Genomic DNA, 16,562 nt, shown 5'->3' on the forward strand with positions numbered 1-16,562 from the left:
TGGCGTCGCTCATCAAGCCGGCCCGGCGCTTTTCAGGCAGTTTAAAAGTGCCTGCAGCGGGTGCTCAAGCGCTTGGCTGGAATAGCGTTTGACCTGGCTGCGACACGAGTAGCCCGTCGCCAAAAGCCTGCCCGTGTTCTCTTCGGCCTCGACCTGGGGCTGCCAGGACTGGGCGTAGATGGTCTTGGAGATTTCGACGTTGCGGGTTTCGTGGCCGTAGGTGCCGGACATTCCGCAGCAGCCCGTCGCCATCAAATCGAGCTTCAACCCAAAGGCGGCGAATACCTGCTGCCAGGCTTTGGGGCTGCCCGGGGCGTTGGTCTTTTCGGTGCAGTGGGAAAGAAGCTTGAAGCCCGGGTCCTTCATCGCGGCCTTGAAGGGGGCCAGGGTGTGGGTTTGGGTGGCGAGCCACTCCTGAAGCATCAATACCTGGGGCACGGCGTCCGGGCCGAGGGCTTTGACGTACTCCTGGCGGTAGGTCAGCGTCATTGCCGGGTCGATGCCGACGAAGGGAATGTCGAACTCCGCAAGGGCGCGCAGGCGCTTGGCCTGTTTCTCGGCGGTGCGCTCGAAGGCGCCTAGAAACCCCTGCACCTGCAGGGGTTTACCGTTGGCGCTAAACGGCAGCACGAACACGCGAAACTCCAGCCGAGCCAGAAGCTCCACCACGTCCAGCACCAGGTCCGCTTCCATGTGGGTCGTGAAGGCGTCCTGAACCAGGATGACGCTTTTCGCCCGCTGGCGTTCGGTCAATAGTGCCAGGGCGGTCGGCGTTGCGTTGGCCACCCCCCAGGCGCGCAGCTGTTTTTTCACGCTGGCCCGCGAAAGCGTCGGGGTGTCACTCATGCCGATGGTGCGGCGCATAAAGCGCTCCATCCAGCGCTTTTCGATCACCGCGTTATAAAGCGGCGTCATTTTGGCAAGCCAGGGCAGGGTGAACTCGGTGGCGCCGATCACGTAGTCGCGCACCGGGCGCAGGTAGCGGCCGTGGTAGACCTCGAGAAACTGCGAGCGAAACTGCGGCACGTTGACCTTCACCGGGCACTGCCCCGCGCAGGACTTGCACGCCAGGCACCCGGCCATGGCGTCGTACACCTGGTGGGAGAAATCATGGTGCTGCTCGCGGCTGAACGTGTTGGCAACACGTTTGGGCAGGCTCTTGATAAAGCCCAGGCGACCCTCGGCCTTTTTCTTGCGCGACTCTTCGACCACATCGATGCCCGCCCGGGACTGCAGACGCAGCCACTCGCGTACCAGGCTCGCCCGGCCCTTGGGCGAGTGAATCCGGTCGCGGGTCGCCTTCCAGGAGGGGCACATCGGGTCATCGACATCGTAGTTGTAGCAGGCGCCGTTGCCGTTGCAGTAGACGGCGGCGTCATACGCCTGCCAGGCACGCTCGTCGATGGTGCGATCGAGCTCGCCGCGAAGCGCCACGCCGTCGATGGCTAAAAGATCCGGGTCGCGGTCGACGGCGATCAGCGCGCTCTCTTTCAGGGGCGTGGCGATCTTGCCCGGGTTGAGCTGGTTGTGCGGGTCGAAGGCGGCCTTGATCTTTTGCAGGCTAGGGTAGAGCTCGCCGAAGAATTTGGGCGAGTACTCCGAGCGCATTCCCTTGCCGTGCTCACCCCAAAAAAGACCGCCGTACTTTTGGGTCAGCGCGGCGACCTCATCGGAAAGCTTGCGAATCAGCGCTTGCTGGGCCGGGTCTTTCATGTCCAGCGCCGGGCGTACGTGCAGCACGCCGGCGTCCACGTGGCCGAACATGCCGTAGTCGAGGCCGTGGGCGTCCAAAAGCGCGCGAAACTCGCCGATATACTCCGCCAGGTGCTCCGGCGGCACCGCGGTGTCCTCGACAAAAGGCAGCGGGCGCTTCTCGCCCTGGACGTTACCGAGTAGCCCCACCGAGCGCTTGCGCATGCCGTACACCGTGGCGGTCTGCGCGCGGCCCAGCGCCTGAGTGTAGCCCAAGCGGGTAACCGTCGCGTCACCGGCCAGGTGCTCGCAAAACGTCGCTACGCGCTCTTTAAGGCGCGTTTCATCGTCGTCGCTGAACTCGATCAGGTTGATGCCGCCAACCGGAGTATCGCTTTCGGGGAAGAACTCGGCCACGCTGTCCCAAACGAAATCCTCCATGGCAAGCTTTAGCACCGTGTCGTCGATGGTCTCGATCGAAGTGGGGCGAGCGGTACTTGCCATCAACGCCTTGGCGTCGCGCAGTGCCTCCATGAAACCTGGGTAGCGCACGTTGACCAGGGTGGTATGCGGGGGGATCGGTAGCACGTTGAGCACCGCTTCGCTCACGAAGCCAAGCGAGCCTTCGCCGCCGCAGAGGAGGCTATTCAGGTTGAGCTGGCCCCGGGCATCGCGCAGGTGGGCCAGGTCATAGCCGGTCAGGCAGCGGTTGAGCGGCGGGAAGGTGGCGTCGATCAGTTCGCGCTGCCCGTCGATGATTTCGACAGCGGCGCGGTGAACGCGCCCCAGCACGCCGGGGTCTTGTAGGGCGTTTGCCTCGTCGTCGGCGCTTAGCGGCTGGCTATGCAAGTGCGCGCCGCCCAGCAATACGGTGTCGAGTTCCAGCACATGGTCGCGGGTTTTGCCGTAGACGCAGCTACCCTGGCCGCTGGCATCGGTGGCGATCATACCGCCCAAGGTGGCCCGGTTGGAGGTCGAAAGCTCCGGCGCGAAGAAGAGCCCGTGAGGCTTCAGCGCCGCGTTGAGCTGATCTTTCACGACGCCGGCCTGAACCCGCACCTGGCGGTTCTCCAGGTCGATATCGAGAATGCGATTCATATGGCGCGAGACATCCACCACCAGCCCATCGGTCAGCGATTGGCCGTTGGTGCCGGTGCCGCCGCCGCGCGGGGTCAGGGCGATATCCCGGTAGGGCATCTCGAACGCGAGCTTGGTCAGGCGCTCCAGATCCTCGGCGTGCCTGGGGTACACCGCGGCCTGGGGCAGACGCTGATAGATCGAGTTGTCCGTGGCCAGCACCGTGCGGTTGGCGTAGTCCGGGGTTATCTCGCCTTCGAAGCCCCGGGCGCGTAGCGCTTCCAGAAAGCGAAGGTAGGGCGCGGCGGGTTTGGCAAGCGGCGTCTTTCGCGAATCGAGCGATGCAATCATAGTGGGTCAAACCGTCACTGCGGGGCGGGTAAAAGAGGCGCTCTACTTTACCGCAGCCAGGGCGTCACTGCATCTTCTACCCCGATGCGAATAGGGGGTGGGAATAGGGGCTGAGGACTGGGGCTGGGTCAGGTGGGCTACGAACGTCACGAATCCAGGTACGTCGCTACCTGCCACCCGCTTTGCCCATAGCCCCCCGAGGCGCTTTTGCCTACAATAGGTGCCTTTGTCACCGGCGCTTTTCGCCGTGTTTATTTGATTGTTGCCAAGGAGTCCTCATGCTCGATCCGAAACTGCTGCGCGGAGATCTGGATGCGCTGGCGCAAAAGCTGGCCCGCCGGGGTTTTCAACTGGATAAAGAGGGGCTTCAGGCGCTGGAGTCGCGCCGCCGCGAGCTGCAGACCCAGACCGAGCAGTTGCAAAACGAGCGTAATACCCGCTCCAAGGCGATCGGTAAGGCGAAGGCCAGCGGTGAGGACATCCAGCCGCTGCTGGACGAGGTGAGTGATCTCGGCGAGCGCCTGGAAAATGCCAAGCAGGAGCTTGCCAACGTGCAGGCGCAGTGGGACGACGCGATCAGCGGTATTCCCAACGTGCCCCACGAAAGCGTCCCGGAAGGTAAAAACGAAGACGACAACGTCGAGCTTCACCGCTGGGGCACGCCGCGTACGTTCGATTTCGAAGTGCTCGATCATGTCGATCTGGGCAAGAAGTCCGGCTATCTCGACTTTGACCTGGCATCGAAACTGACCGGCGCGCGCTTTGCGGTCATGCGCGGCCCCATCGCGCGCCTGCACCGGGCGCTGGCGCAGTTCATGCTGGATACCCAGACTCTTAAGCACGGCTACGAAGAGTGCTACGTGCCCTACATGGTCAACCGCGACTCCCTCATGGGAACCGGGCAACTGCCGAAATTCGGCGAGGATTTGTTCAAGCTCGACGACGAGCGTGAATATCACCTGATTCCGACCTCGGAAGTGCCGTTGACCAACTTCGTGCGCGACGAGATCGTTGACCAGGCCGTGCTTCCCATGAAGCTAACCGCCCACACGCCGTGCTTTCGTAGTGAAGCGGGCTCCCACGGGCGCGATACCCGGGGCATGATCCGCCAGCATCAGTTCGACAAGGTCGAAATGGTCCAGATCGTCGACCCCGAAACGAGCTACGAAGCCCTCGATGAAATGCGCGGCCACGCCGAGGCGATTTTGCAGGCCCTCGAGTTACCGTACCGGGTGGTAACGCTGTGTACCGGGGATATGAGCGTTAGTGCGGCGAAAACCTATGACCTGGAAGTCTGGCTGCCAAGCCAGGAGACGTTCCGCGAGATCTCTTCGGTCTCCAATTGCGAGGATTTCCAGGCGCGGCGTATGCAGGCGCGTTTCAGAAAGCCGGATACGAAAAAGCCCCAGCTGCTGCATACCCTGAACGGTTCGGGATTGGCAGTGGGGCGCTGCCTGCTGGCGGTCATGGAGAATCACCAGCAGGCGGATGGCTCGGTGGTTATTCCTGAGCCGTTGCGTGCGTATCTGGGCGGTCTGGAGCGTCTTGCCCTGTAAGTGCCCATTCGACGCTTACGCCAGCGTCGATGCGAATGATACCCGGGCGGTAGTCGGCGCTACTTTCCTCGTTTGACCGACTATCCGCCTGCATGGCCATCATGCGTGGCTGAAAGACCGGGGACTGGGTTTCGGCAATATGCTGCACCTCGCCAAGCTCGGTCCCCAGCGTCTGGGCCATCAGCTCGGCTTTGCGCTGGGCTTTTTCCAACGCGCTCACCAGCGCTTCGTCGGTGGCGGCGTCGCGGTCCTGAAGGTCGAATTGAACGCCGTCGAGAGCATTCACGCCGGCCTCCATCAGCGCCTCCAGTACGTCGTTGAGCTGGTCGAGGTCATCGAGCTCGACGTTGAAAGGGCGCTCGATACGGGTACGCATCATCGGCGCCTCGCCGCTGTCGCTTTGGGGCTGGCTCATCTGTTCCTGGTAGACGTTCAAAGAGCCTGCGCTAATGGCGCGCTTATCCAGGCCTGCTTCTTCCATGGCCTCGATCAGTTGGCTTGCGCGCTCTTCAAGGCGCTGACGGGCTTCTCTAAGCGCGCCGCTGTCGCTGTCTTCCAGAGACGAGACTGCCGGCGTGTTTTCCCAAAGACGCGCGGAGAGCGCCGCCTTGTCGGGCTCCACCTCCACAAAGGATTGGGCCTGAACGCTGAGCCCAGGCGCGGGCTGGACAGGCTGGACGGCCATGGCGCTGGGAGCGCACAGCAGCGCCGTAACGGCGGCGGCGCCCAGCAGTTGGTAGCGAATCTTCATCAGCGAGCGGGCGTAAGGGTTTAAAATCATTGAACGGTTCCTGTTTAAAACGCTGGATGGAAGTAGCCAAGGGAAATGGCTAATGAACGCACCGGGCGGGCGGTCTTCTACGCGCTTTGTCGGCGCAACGTGTGCAAGGACACCGTTTGGAAGATCGCTTTAACAATAAGTTCACTGCTTAAGAGTAGTCGTAAAACAGTTGCTTATTATGTGCACGTTTGTGCAATGCGGGATCAGCAGCCATTATGTAGTGATAAAATGTCAAGGATTGAGCCATGCAGAAGTTGTCGGATAAGGATTATCGCAGTATTCCCCTGAATGCCACGATGGCCATCGCGGCGCTGGTCGTGATCGTCGCGGGGATGAAGCTGGGCGCAGACCTGCTGGTGCCGCTACTTTTGGCGATCTTCATCGCCGTCGTGTGTACCTCGCCGGTGCATTGGCTGCATCGCCACGGCGTGAGTATGCGCATGGCGGCGTTCATCACGATCCTGGTGCTCGTGGCCTTTCTACTTTTGATCGGCGTTTTGGTGGTCAATAGCTTCAGCACCTTCGTCGAGGCGCTGCCGGATATCGAAGCGCGCCTTTACGAGCACTACTGGAACCTGCTCAATAGTCTCGCGGCCAAGGGCTTTGCCGTCGACCCGGATCAGCTGAGCGATGCCTTCGCGATGGACGACGAGGGCTCCTGGGTGGCCATGCTGGTCAGCGAAGTGGGCGCGATCGTCATGCAGGGCAGTATCATCTCGCTGCTGGTCGTCTTCATGCTTTTCGAGACACTCAACTTTCGCTCCAAGGTTGCGCGGGCGCTCGAAAACCCGGCGCCGAGTCTTAAGCGTTTTAGCGAGTTCAGCCTGACCCTCAAGCGTTACCTGGCCGTCAAAACCGTGATTAGCCTGGCGACCGGGGTGCTCGTATGGCTTTCGTGTCTGATGATCGGGGTGGAGTTTCCGCTGCTCTGGGGGGTGCTCGCCTTTGGGCTGAACTTCATTCCCAATATTGGCTCGGCGCTTGCCGCGGTGCCGCCGGTTTTGTTGCTGCTGGTCGATCAGGATGGCGGCGTACTGTCGGCGCTGCTGCTCGCCTCCGCCTATCTTGTCATCAACTTCGTAATGGGGAATTTGATCGAACCGCGGGTAATGGGCCAGGCGCTGGGGCTTTCCACGTTCGTGGCGTTTTTATCGCTGGTGGTATGGGGCTGGATTTTCGGCCCCGCCGGCATGTTGCTTTCGGTGGTGCTCACCATGACGCTCAAGATAGCCCTGGATAGCCACCCGCAAACGCGCTGGATGGCGCATCTGCTCGGCCCGGGCAGGCGCCAGCTAAGAAGGAGCACCAATAAAGGGGGAGATGCACGAACGCCGCCGGTCGAGCGCGAAGAAACCTCCGCCGAGTCCGAAGATACCTCCGTCGAGACCGAAGAAAGCAAACCTTCTTGAGCGGCGTGGGCTAACATCAGAGGAGCGAGCAAAGAAAAAGGCTACCGTTAGGTAGCCTTTTATCATCGATGCGCAAAAAGCCAAGTTTAGGCGTTTTGGTCGATAAACTGCGTCAGCTGTGATTTGGACTGCGCGCCGACCAGCGAAGCAACCTTGGCGCCGGATTTGAACAGCATGACCGTCGGCACGCCGCGCACGCCCTGTTCGGCGGCAATTTCCGGCGCGTCATCGACGTTGACGCTGACCACTTTCAAGCCTTCACCACGCTCTTCGGCCACTTCGTCTACCACCGGCGCCATGACTTTACACGGGCCGCACCAGGGGGCCCAGAATTTCAGCAGCACCGGCTGTTCGGCGTTAAGGACTTCCTGCTCGAAATTAGCGTTGGTGACATCCACATTAGTAGCCATTTACATCTCCCGATTACGTTGCTCTTACGATTTCGTTGCCTTCAATGAGCAACGGCTATCACGCCATATAATAGCGCATATTCATCGCGCCAGGTGGCCCGATGGTAGCGCTCGTAACCGGGCCTGGCAAATTTGCGCCGCGGATCGATCACAAACCCCTTTAAAATTAGTGGGTGCCTCGCTTTTCCATTTCTTATACTATAAGTGAATTATGGATCAATTTTTTATTCGCATTTATGCACCCGGCGTTTTGCTTTAGCTTGCTCCGGTTTGCGTGTGCAATAAATTGAGGATTGGGGCGCGGCAGATGGCCTCCTCGAGACGAAAGGTAAGGATATGAAGCTACAGCAACTTCGCTATATATGGGAAGTGAACCGGCACAATCTCAACGTATCGGCCACGGCCCAAAGCCTTTTTACGTCTCAGCCGGGCATCTCCAAGCAGATTCGTCTTTTGGAAGACGAGCTGGGGGTCGAGATATTCGCGCGCAGCGGCAAACACTTGACCCGGGTAACGCCGGCCGGGGAGTCGATTATCGAGCTTGCCGGGCAGGTTTTGAAGCTGACCGAAAACATCAAGCAGGTCGCCCAGGAGCACAGCGACGAGCGCCGCGGAAGCCTTGCGATCGCAACGACCCACACCCAGGCGCGCTACGCGCTGCCGCCGGTGATTAGCGCCTTTACTCAAAAGTATCCGGAAGTGGCGCTGCACATGCAGCAGGGCACCCCCAAGCAAATCGCGCAGATGGTGAGCGAAGGCCAGGCCGATTTCGCCATTGCCACCGAGTCGTTGGAGCTTTTTACCGATCTGGTTTTGCTGCCCTGTTATCGCTGGAACCGCTGCGTGCTGGTGCCCAAAGAGCACCCGCTGGCCTCCTTGGAAGCCCCGTTGACTCTCGAGGCGCTGGCCGAGCATCCCATCGTCACCTACGTGTTCGGCTTTACCGGGCGCTCCCAGCTCGACGACGCCTTCAAGGCGCATGGCCTGACACCCAACGTGGTGCTCACCGCCGCCGATGCCGACGTGATCAAGACCTACGTGCGCCTGGGGATGGGCGTGGGGATCGTAGCGCACATGGCCTTCGACGAAGCGCTGGACAGCGACATGGTCGTGCTGGATGCAAGCCACCTGTTTGCAAGCTCGACGACCAAGATCGGCATTCGCCGTGGTACCTTCATGCGCGGCTACATGTACGATTTTTTGGCCCGCTTTGCCCCGCACCTCACCCGCGAGCGAGTCGACGAAGCACTGCTGGTGGGCCCGCGCAACGAGCAGGCGCTGTTCGAAAGTATCGAGCTGCCCGAGTATTGACGGCTCTGCGCCGCTGTCATCAGCGGCGCAGAGCGCCGGGTAGCGGCGTCAAAGGGCAGGTTAGTGCTGCAGGTGAAGCCCGCACTCGCGCTTTTCTTCTACCTTAGTGGGGTCGAAGTAGTCGAAGTTATTGGGCAAGTCGAACCTTTGCAGGTAGGTGTACATATCCTTGGCGCTCCAGTGAAGCAGCGGGGCGACCTTCAAAAGGCCGTCGCTATTGCGGCTCAAGGGCTGCATTTTGGCGCGCTCCGGGGTGTCCTCGGCGCGCAGTGCGGTGAACCATACGTCCGGGCGCATCTCGCTTAGCGCCCGCTCGAAGGGCTCGATTTTCACTTCCTGGGTAAAGGTGTCGTGGCGCGGGTCATCGATGCCCGGCAATTCGCCTTCGAGCGCCTCGCGATGGGCGCGGGTACGTTTGGGCAAAAAGCTAACGACATTGAGATCCAGCTTCTTGATGATTTCGTCGGCGCACTGGTAGGTCGCCGGGGTGTTGTAGCCGCTGTCCATCCAGACGATCGGGATATCCGGGCGAACCCGGGTCACCATGTGCAGAATCACCGCTTCGAAAGGGCGAAAGTTGGTGGTGCAAATAGGCTGCACGCCCTGGCCGAACGCCCACTCGATGAGGGTTTGAGGGTCGTTGGCATAATCACGATTGATGGCGTCCAACGTCAGGGTTTCAATCTTTGACGACATAAGGCCTCCCGCTTGGCCAGAAATTTGCAGCCTAGGCTACCAAACAGCACCGCTGACGCCCCAATACCGTTTTGTTTGGCTTTTATATTGCTTTTGGCTTTAAAAACCAGCGGGCTTATTCCAACGAAGCGATCAAGTGACAAATCTTGTCGAGGGTTTCGGTGTACTCCTCCAAAGCCTCGGAGTCCGCTACCAAACCGCCGCCGCCCCACACGTGAAGCTTGTCTTGATCCGCCACCATGGTGCGGATAGCGATCGAGGTATCCATATTCCCGCGTACATCGATGTAGCCCAGACTCCCGCAGTAAACGCTGCGCTGGCAGGGCTCGAGTTCGTCGATGATTTCCATCGCGCGAAACTTGGGCGCGCCGGTGATCGAGCCGCCGGGGAAAGCCGCCGCCAGCAGTGAAAGCGGGGAGTGGCTCGCCCCCAGCGTGCCCTGAATGACGCTCACCAGGTGGTGTACGTTAGGGTAGCTCTCCAGCGAGCAAAGTTGGGGCACGTGAATGCTGCCCGGGCGGCACACCCGCCCGAGATCGTTGCGCAAAAGATCCACGATCATCACGTTCTCGGCGCGGTCCTTCACGCTTTTCAAAAGCGCCTCGGCCAGGGCGGCGTCCTCGGCCGGGGTTTTGCCGCGGGGCCGGGTGCCCTTGATCGGGCGGGTTTCGACCTCGCCGTCGCACACCTTGATAAAACGCTCCGGTGAAATCGAGAGCACGGCCTTGCCGCCCCAGGCCATATAAGCCGCAAACGGGGTCGGGGTGGCGCTGCGCAGGCGAAGGTAGGCCTGCCAGGCATCGCCTTCGAAAGGTGCGCGTAGCCGCTGGGCCAGGTTGATTTGATAGCAGTCGCCGGCCTGAATGTAGCGCTGCACCGCCTCGAAGCGGCGGGTGTAGGCGCTCTGGTCGAGCTCGGCTTCGAACGCGCCGGTGAGCTTGAAGTCCGCTACTGGCGTCGGTGCTGCATCCAGCCACGCAAGCACGGCGCCGCGGCGCGCCTCGTTCGCCACCAGCCACGCTTTTTCTTCCTCGTGATCCAGGGTGATGCACCAATCATAAAGGCCTACGCGCGCGGCGGGCAGCGTCGTGGCGCTCGGGTGGCGGCTGGGTATGCCCTGCAGGGCGCGGCCGAACTCGTAACTCCAGTAGCCGGCCAGCCCGCCCAAAAACGGTAAGTCGGTTTGCATCGCGGGGGCGGGCAGCTGGGCTAAAAGCCACTCTTTCAGCGCGAAAGGGTCGTCGCGCAGCGCAGCCGGCGGCGTGAGCGTGGCGGATTCGAACTGCAAGGCGCCGCTCGAGTCCACTTCGAGGGTGGCGATAGGGTCGCTGACCAGAATATCGAAGCGGCCGCTGGTGGCCTTGGGGCGGCCGCTATCCAACAGCATCGCGCCGGGGCGCTCTTTTAGGCGCGCGAAAAGTGCCAGTGGATCCTGCGCGTAGGGGAGAGCGGTTAGGGTAAGCGCCGTGCTCATGAATCAATGCCTTGCCGGTTGGGCCGATCATTCTAGTGAGCGCGCGCCGCTGAGGGAAGCAACGCGTGACTTCCCTTTCCACGCTTTTAATACGCGACACGCCAGGACGCGTTTTAATGGATTGTAGACATTCGTCGGCAGCGATGAACCCGGTTATAGCCCTGGTGCGATAAAAGGCGCCAAAAGGTGCGGTTGACGCTCAAGAAGGCGCGGGCTAAAGTGCCTTCATACTCTTTATTGTCGACAATTAGCCATGACCGTAATAACCAATGCCGTCCAAACGCGCGCCGAGCACCTCCTCGACCCGGCCACGCCGGAAGTGCGCACCCTGGCCGAGCGGGTGTTTCACCAGTTGCAAAGCGCCATCGTGCGCGGTGAGCTGGCCCCGGGTAGCAAGATTACCGAGCCCGGGCTTTCCAAGACCTACGGTATCTCCCGCGGGCCGCTACGCGAGGCGATGCGGCGCCTGGAGAGCCACCGCCTGATCGAGCGGGTGCCCCACGTGGGCGCGCGGGTGGTCAAGCTTTCCATGAAGGAGCTTCTGGAGCTTTTCGACGTGCGCGAGGCATTGGAGAGCATGGCGGCGCGTCTGGCCGCCGAGCACATGGGCGCCGAGGAAATTCAGGGGCTACGCGACGTGCTGGCGGTACACGAAGGCCAAGCGGATTTAAAGCGCGGTGAAGCGTACTACCAGCGCGAGGGCGATCTGGATTTCCACTACCGCATCGTGCAGGGCAGCCACAACAAGATGCTCATGAATCTCTTGTGCGACGACCTTTACTACCTGGTGCGCCTCTACCGCACCCAATTCAGCGCCAGCGGCGCCAGGCCCCAACGCGCCTTCGTGGAGCACCACCGTATCGTCGATGCCATCGAAGCAGGCGATGCCGAGCTTGCCGAGCTTCTGATGCGCCGCCACGTCAGCGCATCGCGGGAAAACGTCGCCGACCGCTACGCCGCTATCCTGGAAACCCCTTAGCGCTGGACGCTACCCCTAACAATACCGATTTCAAGGAGCCCCCATGCCGACTCACGCATCCAAAACGCTCACCCCCGGCGCACGCTTCAAGCATGCCCTCGAGCGTCAAACACCGCTCCCCATTCTGGGCACCATCAACGCCTATACCGCCCTGATGGCCGAGCGCGTGGGCCACCAGGCAATCTATCTCTCCGGCGGCGGGGTGGCGAATGCCTCTTTCGGGCTGCCGGATCTGGGCATGACCACCATGAACGACGTGGTCGAAGACGCTCACCGCATCTGCGGCGCCACGGATTTACCGCTTCTGGTGGATATCGATACCGGCTGGGGTGGGGCGTTCAATATTGCGCGTACGGTCAAGGAGATGCAGCGCGCCGGGGTGGCCGCGGTACACATCGAGGATCAGGTCGCCCAAAAGCGCTGCGGTCACCGGCCCAACAAGGCGATCGTCTCCCAGGGCGAGATGGTCGATCGCATCAAGGCGGCGGCGGACGCCCGGCGCGACCCGGACTTTTACCTGATCGCGCGCACCGACGCCTTTCAAAAAGAGGGCCTGGACGCCGCCATCGAACGGGCCAATGCCTGTATCGAGGCCGGCGCGGACGCCATCTTTGCCGAGGCCGTGCACACCCTGGACGACTACCGCGCGTTTTGTCAGCGCGTGGACGCGCCGATTCTGGCTAATATCACCGAGTTCGGCGCCACGCCCCTGTTTACTCAAGCTGAGCTTGGCGAGGTGGGGTGCGCGATGGTGCTTTACCCGCTTTCCGCGTTTCGCGCCATGAACGCCGCGGCGCTCAACGTCTACCAAAGCATTCTGGAAAACGGTCACCAGAAAGCGGTGGTGGATACCATGCAGACCCGGGACGAGCTTTACGACTTTTTGAACTACCACGATTTCGAGCAGAAGCTCGATGCGCTCTTCGATGAGCAGGGCGAGCGCTGAGAGCGCCGCCGCACTATAAAAAAGACTCGAAAACAATAATTTCGAAAACAAAGGAGACACACCATGGCTGACAAGACGCTGGCAGGCGCGGGACTTCGTGGCCAAAGCGCGGGCAGCACCGCGCTTTGTACCGTGGGCAAAACCGGTTCGGGACTTACCTATCGGGGCTTCGACATCAAGGAGCTGGCCGAGAAGGCCCGATTCGAAGAGGTCGCCTACCTGTTACTGAAAGGCAAGCTGCCCAATCAGTCCGAGCTCGATCTCTACATCGAGCAGCTGAAAGGCATGCGGGGCTTGCCCGAGGCGCTCAAAACGGTGCTCGAGGAGATCCCTAAAGACGCTCATCCGATGGACGTCATGCGCACCGGCACCTCGATGCTGGGTAATCTGGAGACCGAGGAGAGCTTCGACGAGCAGCAGGACGTCGCCGACCGGCTTTTAGCGGTGCTGCCCTCGATCATCTGCTACTGGTACCGCTTCAGCCACGACGGCGTGCGCATCGACACCGAAACCGACGATAGCTCGGTGGGCGGGCACTTTCTGAACATGCTGCGCGGCGCGCCCGCCTCCGAGCTCCATGCTCGGGTCATGAACGTCTCCTTGATTCTCTACGCCGAGCACGAGTTCAACGCCTCGACCTTTACCGCCCGGGTCTGCGCCTCGACCCTTTCGGACATGCACTCCTGCGTGACCGGGGCGATCGGTTCATTGAGAGGCCCGCTTCACGGTGGGGCCAACGAGGCGGCCATGGCGATGATCCAGGACTGGGCATCTCCCGAGGAAGCCGAGCGCGAAATGCTCGGCAAGCTCGAGCGCAAGGAGAAGGTCATGGGCTTTGGCCACGCTATCTACCGCGAGTCGGACCCGCGCAACGACATCATCAAGCAGTGGTCGAAAAAGCTTGCCGAGGACGTGGGCGATACCAGGCTCTACAAAGTCTCCGAGCGCTGTGAGGAGGTGATGTGGCGGGAGAAAAAGCTTTTCTGCAACGCGGATTTCTTCCACGCCAGCGCCTATCACTTCATGGATATTCCCACCAAGCTCTTCACCCCGATTTTCGTGATGTCCAGGCTGACCGGCTGGGCGGCCCACGTGTTCGAGCAGCGCGCCAATAACCGCATCATCCGGCCCAGCGCCGACTATACCGGCCCGGAGAAGAGCGAGTGGGTGCCGATCGAAGAGCGCGAGTAGGAGGCAGTGATGAATACCGAGTACCGTAAAACCTTGCCCGGCGCCTCGATGGAAGGCGAGCCGGTGGACTTTTTCGACGCCCGTGAGGCGGTGGAGGCAATCAAGCCCGGCGCCTACGCGGGGCTGCCGTTTACCTCGCGGGTGCTCGCCGAGCAGCTGGTGCGCCGCTGCGAGCCGGGGCTACTAACGGATGCGCTCAACCAGCTCATCGAGCGCCGCCGGGATCTCGACTTTCCCTGGTACCCGGCGCGAGTGGTGTGCCACGACATTCTGGGCCAGACCGCACTGGTCGACCTGGCCGGGCTCAGGGATGCCATCGCCGAGCGCGGCGGCGACCCGGCTCAGGTGAACCCGGTGGTGCCCACCCAGTTGATCGTCGATCACTCGCTGGCGGTGGAGCACAACGGCGACGACGACCAGGCCTTTGGCAAGAACCGCGCCATCGAAGACCGGCGTAACGACGACCGCTTTCACTTCATCAACTGGACCAAGCTCGCCTTCGAGAACGTCGATGTGATCCCGCCGGGCAACGGCATCATGCACCAGATCAATCTGGAGAAGATGTCGCCGGTGGTGCAGTGCCGCCCGGACGACATCGGCGCGCGCGTCGCCTTTCCGGATACCTGCGTGGGCACCGATAGCCACACACCGATGGTCGACGCCCTCGGGGTGATCTCGGTCGGCGTGGGCGGGCTCGAAGCGGAAAGCGTGATGCTGGGGCGCGCCTCGATGATGCGCCTGCCGGATATCGTCGGCGTCGAGCTAACGGGCAAACTCGGCCCGGGCATTACCGGCACCGACATGGTGCTGGCGATTACCGAGTTTCTGCGCCAGGCGCGGGTGGTGGGAGCGTATCTCGAGTTTTACGGGGAGGGGGCGGATGCGCTCAGCGTCGGCGACCGGGCGACGATCTCCAACATGACCCCGGAATACGGCGCCAGTGCCGCCATGTTCTACATCGACGGTCAAACCATCGATTATCTGAAACTCACCGGACGCGACGACGAGCAGGTCGCGCTGGTCGAAACCTATGCTAAACACACCGGTCTCTGGGCGGATGATTTAAAAACCGCCGAGTACGAGCGGGTACTGACCTTCGATTTATCCAGCGTGGCGCGTACCCTGGCCGGGCCGTCGAACCCTCACGCGCACCTGCCGACCTCCGAGCTTGCAAGCCGCGGTATCGCGGTGGGCTACAAGGCGACTCAGGAAGACGAGCTCGCCGGCAGAATGCCGGATGGCGCGGTGATCATCGCCGCGATCACCAGCTGCACCAATACTTCCAACCCGCGCAACATGGTCGCGGCGGGGCTGATTGCGCGTAACGCCAACCGGCTGGGGCTACTGCGCAAGCCCTGGGTGAAGTCCTCGCTGGCGCCGGGCTCGAAAACCGTGAAGATGTACCTGGACGATGCCGGGCTGATGGACGAGCTCGAGACGCTGGGCTTTGGCGTAGTGGGCTACGCCTGCACGACCTGTAACGGCATGTCCGGATCACTAGACCCGAAGATTCAACAAGAGATCGTCGAGCGGGATTTGTACGCCACGGCGGTGCTCTCGGGCAACCGTAACTTTGACGGGCGCATTCACCCCCACGCCAAGCAGGCGTTTCTGGCCTCGCCGCCGCTGGTGGTGGCCTACGCCATTGCCGGTACCATCCGCTTCGATATCGAAAAGGACGTGCTCGGCGTCGACGACGAGGGCCACCCGGTGACGCTCAAGGATATCTGGCCGGAGGACAGCGAGATCGACGCCATCGTGGCGTCCGCGGTCAAGCCCGAGCAGTTTCGCCAGACTTACATTCCGATGTTCGATCTGGACAAGAGCGAGAAGGCGCTCGTCGCGCCGCTTTACGAGTGGCGCCCGCAAAGCACCTACATTCGCCGCCCGCCCTACTGGGAGGGGAACATGGCCCGGGCGCGGGCGCTCAAGGGCCTGCGCCCGCTGGCGATCCTGCCGGACAACATCACCACCGACCACCTGTCGCCGTCGAACGCCATTTTGCCGGACAGCGCCGCCGGCGAATACCTGCTGCACATGGGCCTGCCCGAGGAGGACTTCAACTCCTACGCCACCCACCGCGGCGATCATCTGACCGCCCAGCGGGCGACCTTCGCCAACCCCAAGCTCTACAACGAGATGGCCCTCGATGACCAGGGCCACGTGCGCCAGGGCTCACTTGCGCGCCTTGAGCCCGAGGGCAAAGTGGTGCGCATGTGGGAGGCGATCGAAGCCTACATGGCGCGCAAGCAGCCCTTGATCATCATCGCCGGCAACGACTACGGCCAGGGCTCATCAAGAGACTGGGCGGCCAAGGGCGTGGCCCTTGCCGGTGTGGAAGCCATCGTCGCCGAGGGCTTCGAGCGCATTCACCGCACCAACCTGGTGGGCATGGGCGTGATGCCGCTGCAGTTCGAGCCCGGCACCACGCGCAAGACCCTGGCGCTGGACGGCACCGAGATGTATGACGTGGAGGGCGAGGCCACCCCCGGCGCTACCTTGACGCTGGTGATCCATCGCGCCGGCGCTACCGAGCGCGTACCGGTGATCTGCCGGCTCGACACCGCCGAAGAGGTCACTATCTACGCCGCCGGCGGCGTGCTGCAGCGCTTCGCCCAGGACTTTCTGGAGGCCACCCCGGCCTAGCGCGCAGTATTTTGCCCATCCCTTCACTCACGCCCGGCAAGCC

General features: G+C 61.9%; 12 protein-coding genes. 7 read left to right on the forward strand and 5 right to left on the reverse strand.

Annotated features, from left to right (window positions below):
* Window positions 1-12: 12 nt before the first annotated feature.
* A complete protein-coding gene (gene ydiJ, locus ACWHXT_RS05800; protein ID WP_447957585.1) occupies window positions 13-3,120 on the reverse strand; it encodes a D-2-hydroxyglutarate dehydrogenase YdiJ in 3,108 nt (1,035 codons plus the stop codon).
* A 278-nt stretch (window positions 3,121-3,398) separates the two neighbouring features.
* Between ydiJ and serS the strand changes: the two genes are divergently transcribed.
* Window positions 3,399-4,676 (forward strand): serine--tRNA ligase, encoded by a 1,278-nt coding sequence (serS, locus tag ACWHXT_RS05805; protein ID WP_447957586.1) that lies wholly within the window; start codon window positions 3,399-3,401, stop codon window positions 4,674-4,676.
* Here the strand turns inward: serS and ACWHXT_RS05810 are convergent.
* Window positions 4,621-5,457, reverse strand: a complete 837-nt coding sequence (locus tag ACWHXT_RS05810) for an SIMPL domain-containing protein (protein WP_447957587.1) — start codon at window positions 5,455-5,457, stop codon at window positions 4,621-4,623. The two genes, serS and ACWHXT_RS05810, sit on opposite strands and share 56 nt — an antisense overlap.
* 245 nt (window positions 5,458-5,702) lie before the next feature.
* On the opposite strand from ACWHXT_RS05810, the gene ACWHXT_RS05815 reads away from it, so the two are divergent.
* A complete protein-coding gene (locus tag ACWHXT_RS05815) occupies window positions 5,703-6,866 on the forward strand; it encodes an AI-2E family transporter (protein ID WP_447957588.1) in 1,164 nt (387 codons plus the stop codon).
* Window positions 6,867-6,952: 86 nt separating this feature from the next.
* Here ACWHXT_RS05815 and trxA read toward each other — a convergent pair whose 3' ends face one another.
* A complete protein-coding gene (trxA, locus tag ACWHXT_RS05820) occupies window positions 6,953-7,276 on the reverse strand; it encodes a thioredoxin (protein WP_447528279.1) in 324 nt (107 codons plus the stop codon).
* A gap of 336 nt (window positions 7,277-7,612) precedes the next feature.
* On the opposite strand from trxA, the gene cysB reads away from it, so the two are divergent.
* Complete coding sequence (gene cysB / locus ACWHXT_RS05825; protein ID WP_447957589.1) at window positions 7,613-8,587, forward strand: HTH-type transcriptional regulator CysB; 975 nt, start codon at window positions 7,613-7,615, stop codon at window positions 8,585-8,587.
* 60 nt (window positions 8,588-8,647) lie between these two features.
* On the opposite strand, the gene ACWHXT_RS05830 is transcribed toward cysB, so the two are convergent.
* Window positions 8,648-9,283 (reverse strand): phosphoadenosine phosphosulfate reductase domain-containing protein, encoded by a 636-nt coding sequence (locus ACWHXT_RS05830; protein WP_447928556.1) that lies wholly within the window; start codon window positions 9,281-9,283, stop codon window positions 8,648-8,650.
* A 115-nt stretch (window positions 9,284-9,398) separates the two neighbouring features.
* On the reverse strand, window positions 9,399-10,757 hold the full coding sequence (gene pabB / locus ACWHXT_RS05835; protein WP_447957590.1) for an aminodeoxychorismate synthase component I: 1,359 nt from the start codon (window positions 10,755-10,757) through the stop codon (window positions 9,399-9,401).
* A 253-nt stretch (window positions 10,758-11,010) separates the two neighbouring features.
* Between pabB and ACWHXT_RS05840 the strand changes: the two genes are divergently transcribed.
* The 4 genes from ACWHXT_RS05840 (at window position 11,011) to acnD (ending at window position 16,519) form a co-directional block, all read left to right on the forward strand.
* The gene (locus ACWHXT_RS05840; protein WP_447928558.1) at window positions 11,011-11,736 is read left to right on the forward strand and encodes a GntR family transcriptional regulator; all 726 of its coding nucleotides are present in this window, start codon (window positions 11,011-11,013) and stop codon (window positions 11,734-11,736) included.
* Between the two features lie 43 nt (window positions 11,737-11,779).
* Window positions 11,780-12,682 (forward strand): methylisocitrate lyase, encoded by a 903-nt coding sequence (gene prpB / locus ACWHXT_RS05845; protein ID WP_447957591.1) that lies wholly within the window; start codon window positions 11,780-11,782, stop codon window positions 12,680-12,682.
* A 63-nt stretch (window positions 12,683-12,745) separates the two neighbouring features.
* The gene (prpC, locus tag ACWHXT_RS05850) at window positions 12,746-13,873 is read left to right on the forward strand and encodes a bifunctional 2-methylcitrate synthase/citrate synthase (protein WP_447957592.1); all 1,128 of its coding nucleotides are present in this window, start codon (window positions 12,746-12,748) and stop codon (window positions 13,871-13,873) included.
* Window positions 13,874-13,882: 9 nt separating this feature from the next.
* A complete protein-coding gene (acnD, locus tag ACWHXT_RS05855) occupies window positions 13,883-16,519 on the forward strand; it encodes a Fe/S-dependent 2-methylisocitrate dehydratase AcnD (protein ID WP_447957593.1) in 2,637 nt (878 codons plus the stop codon).
* Window positions 16,520-16,562 lie beyond the last annotated feature (43 nt).

It is taken from the genome of Vreelandella halophytica, assembly GCF_968193635.1.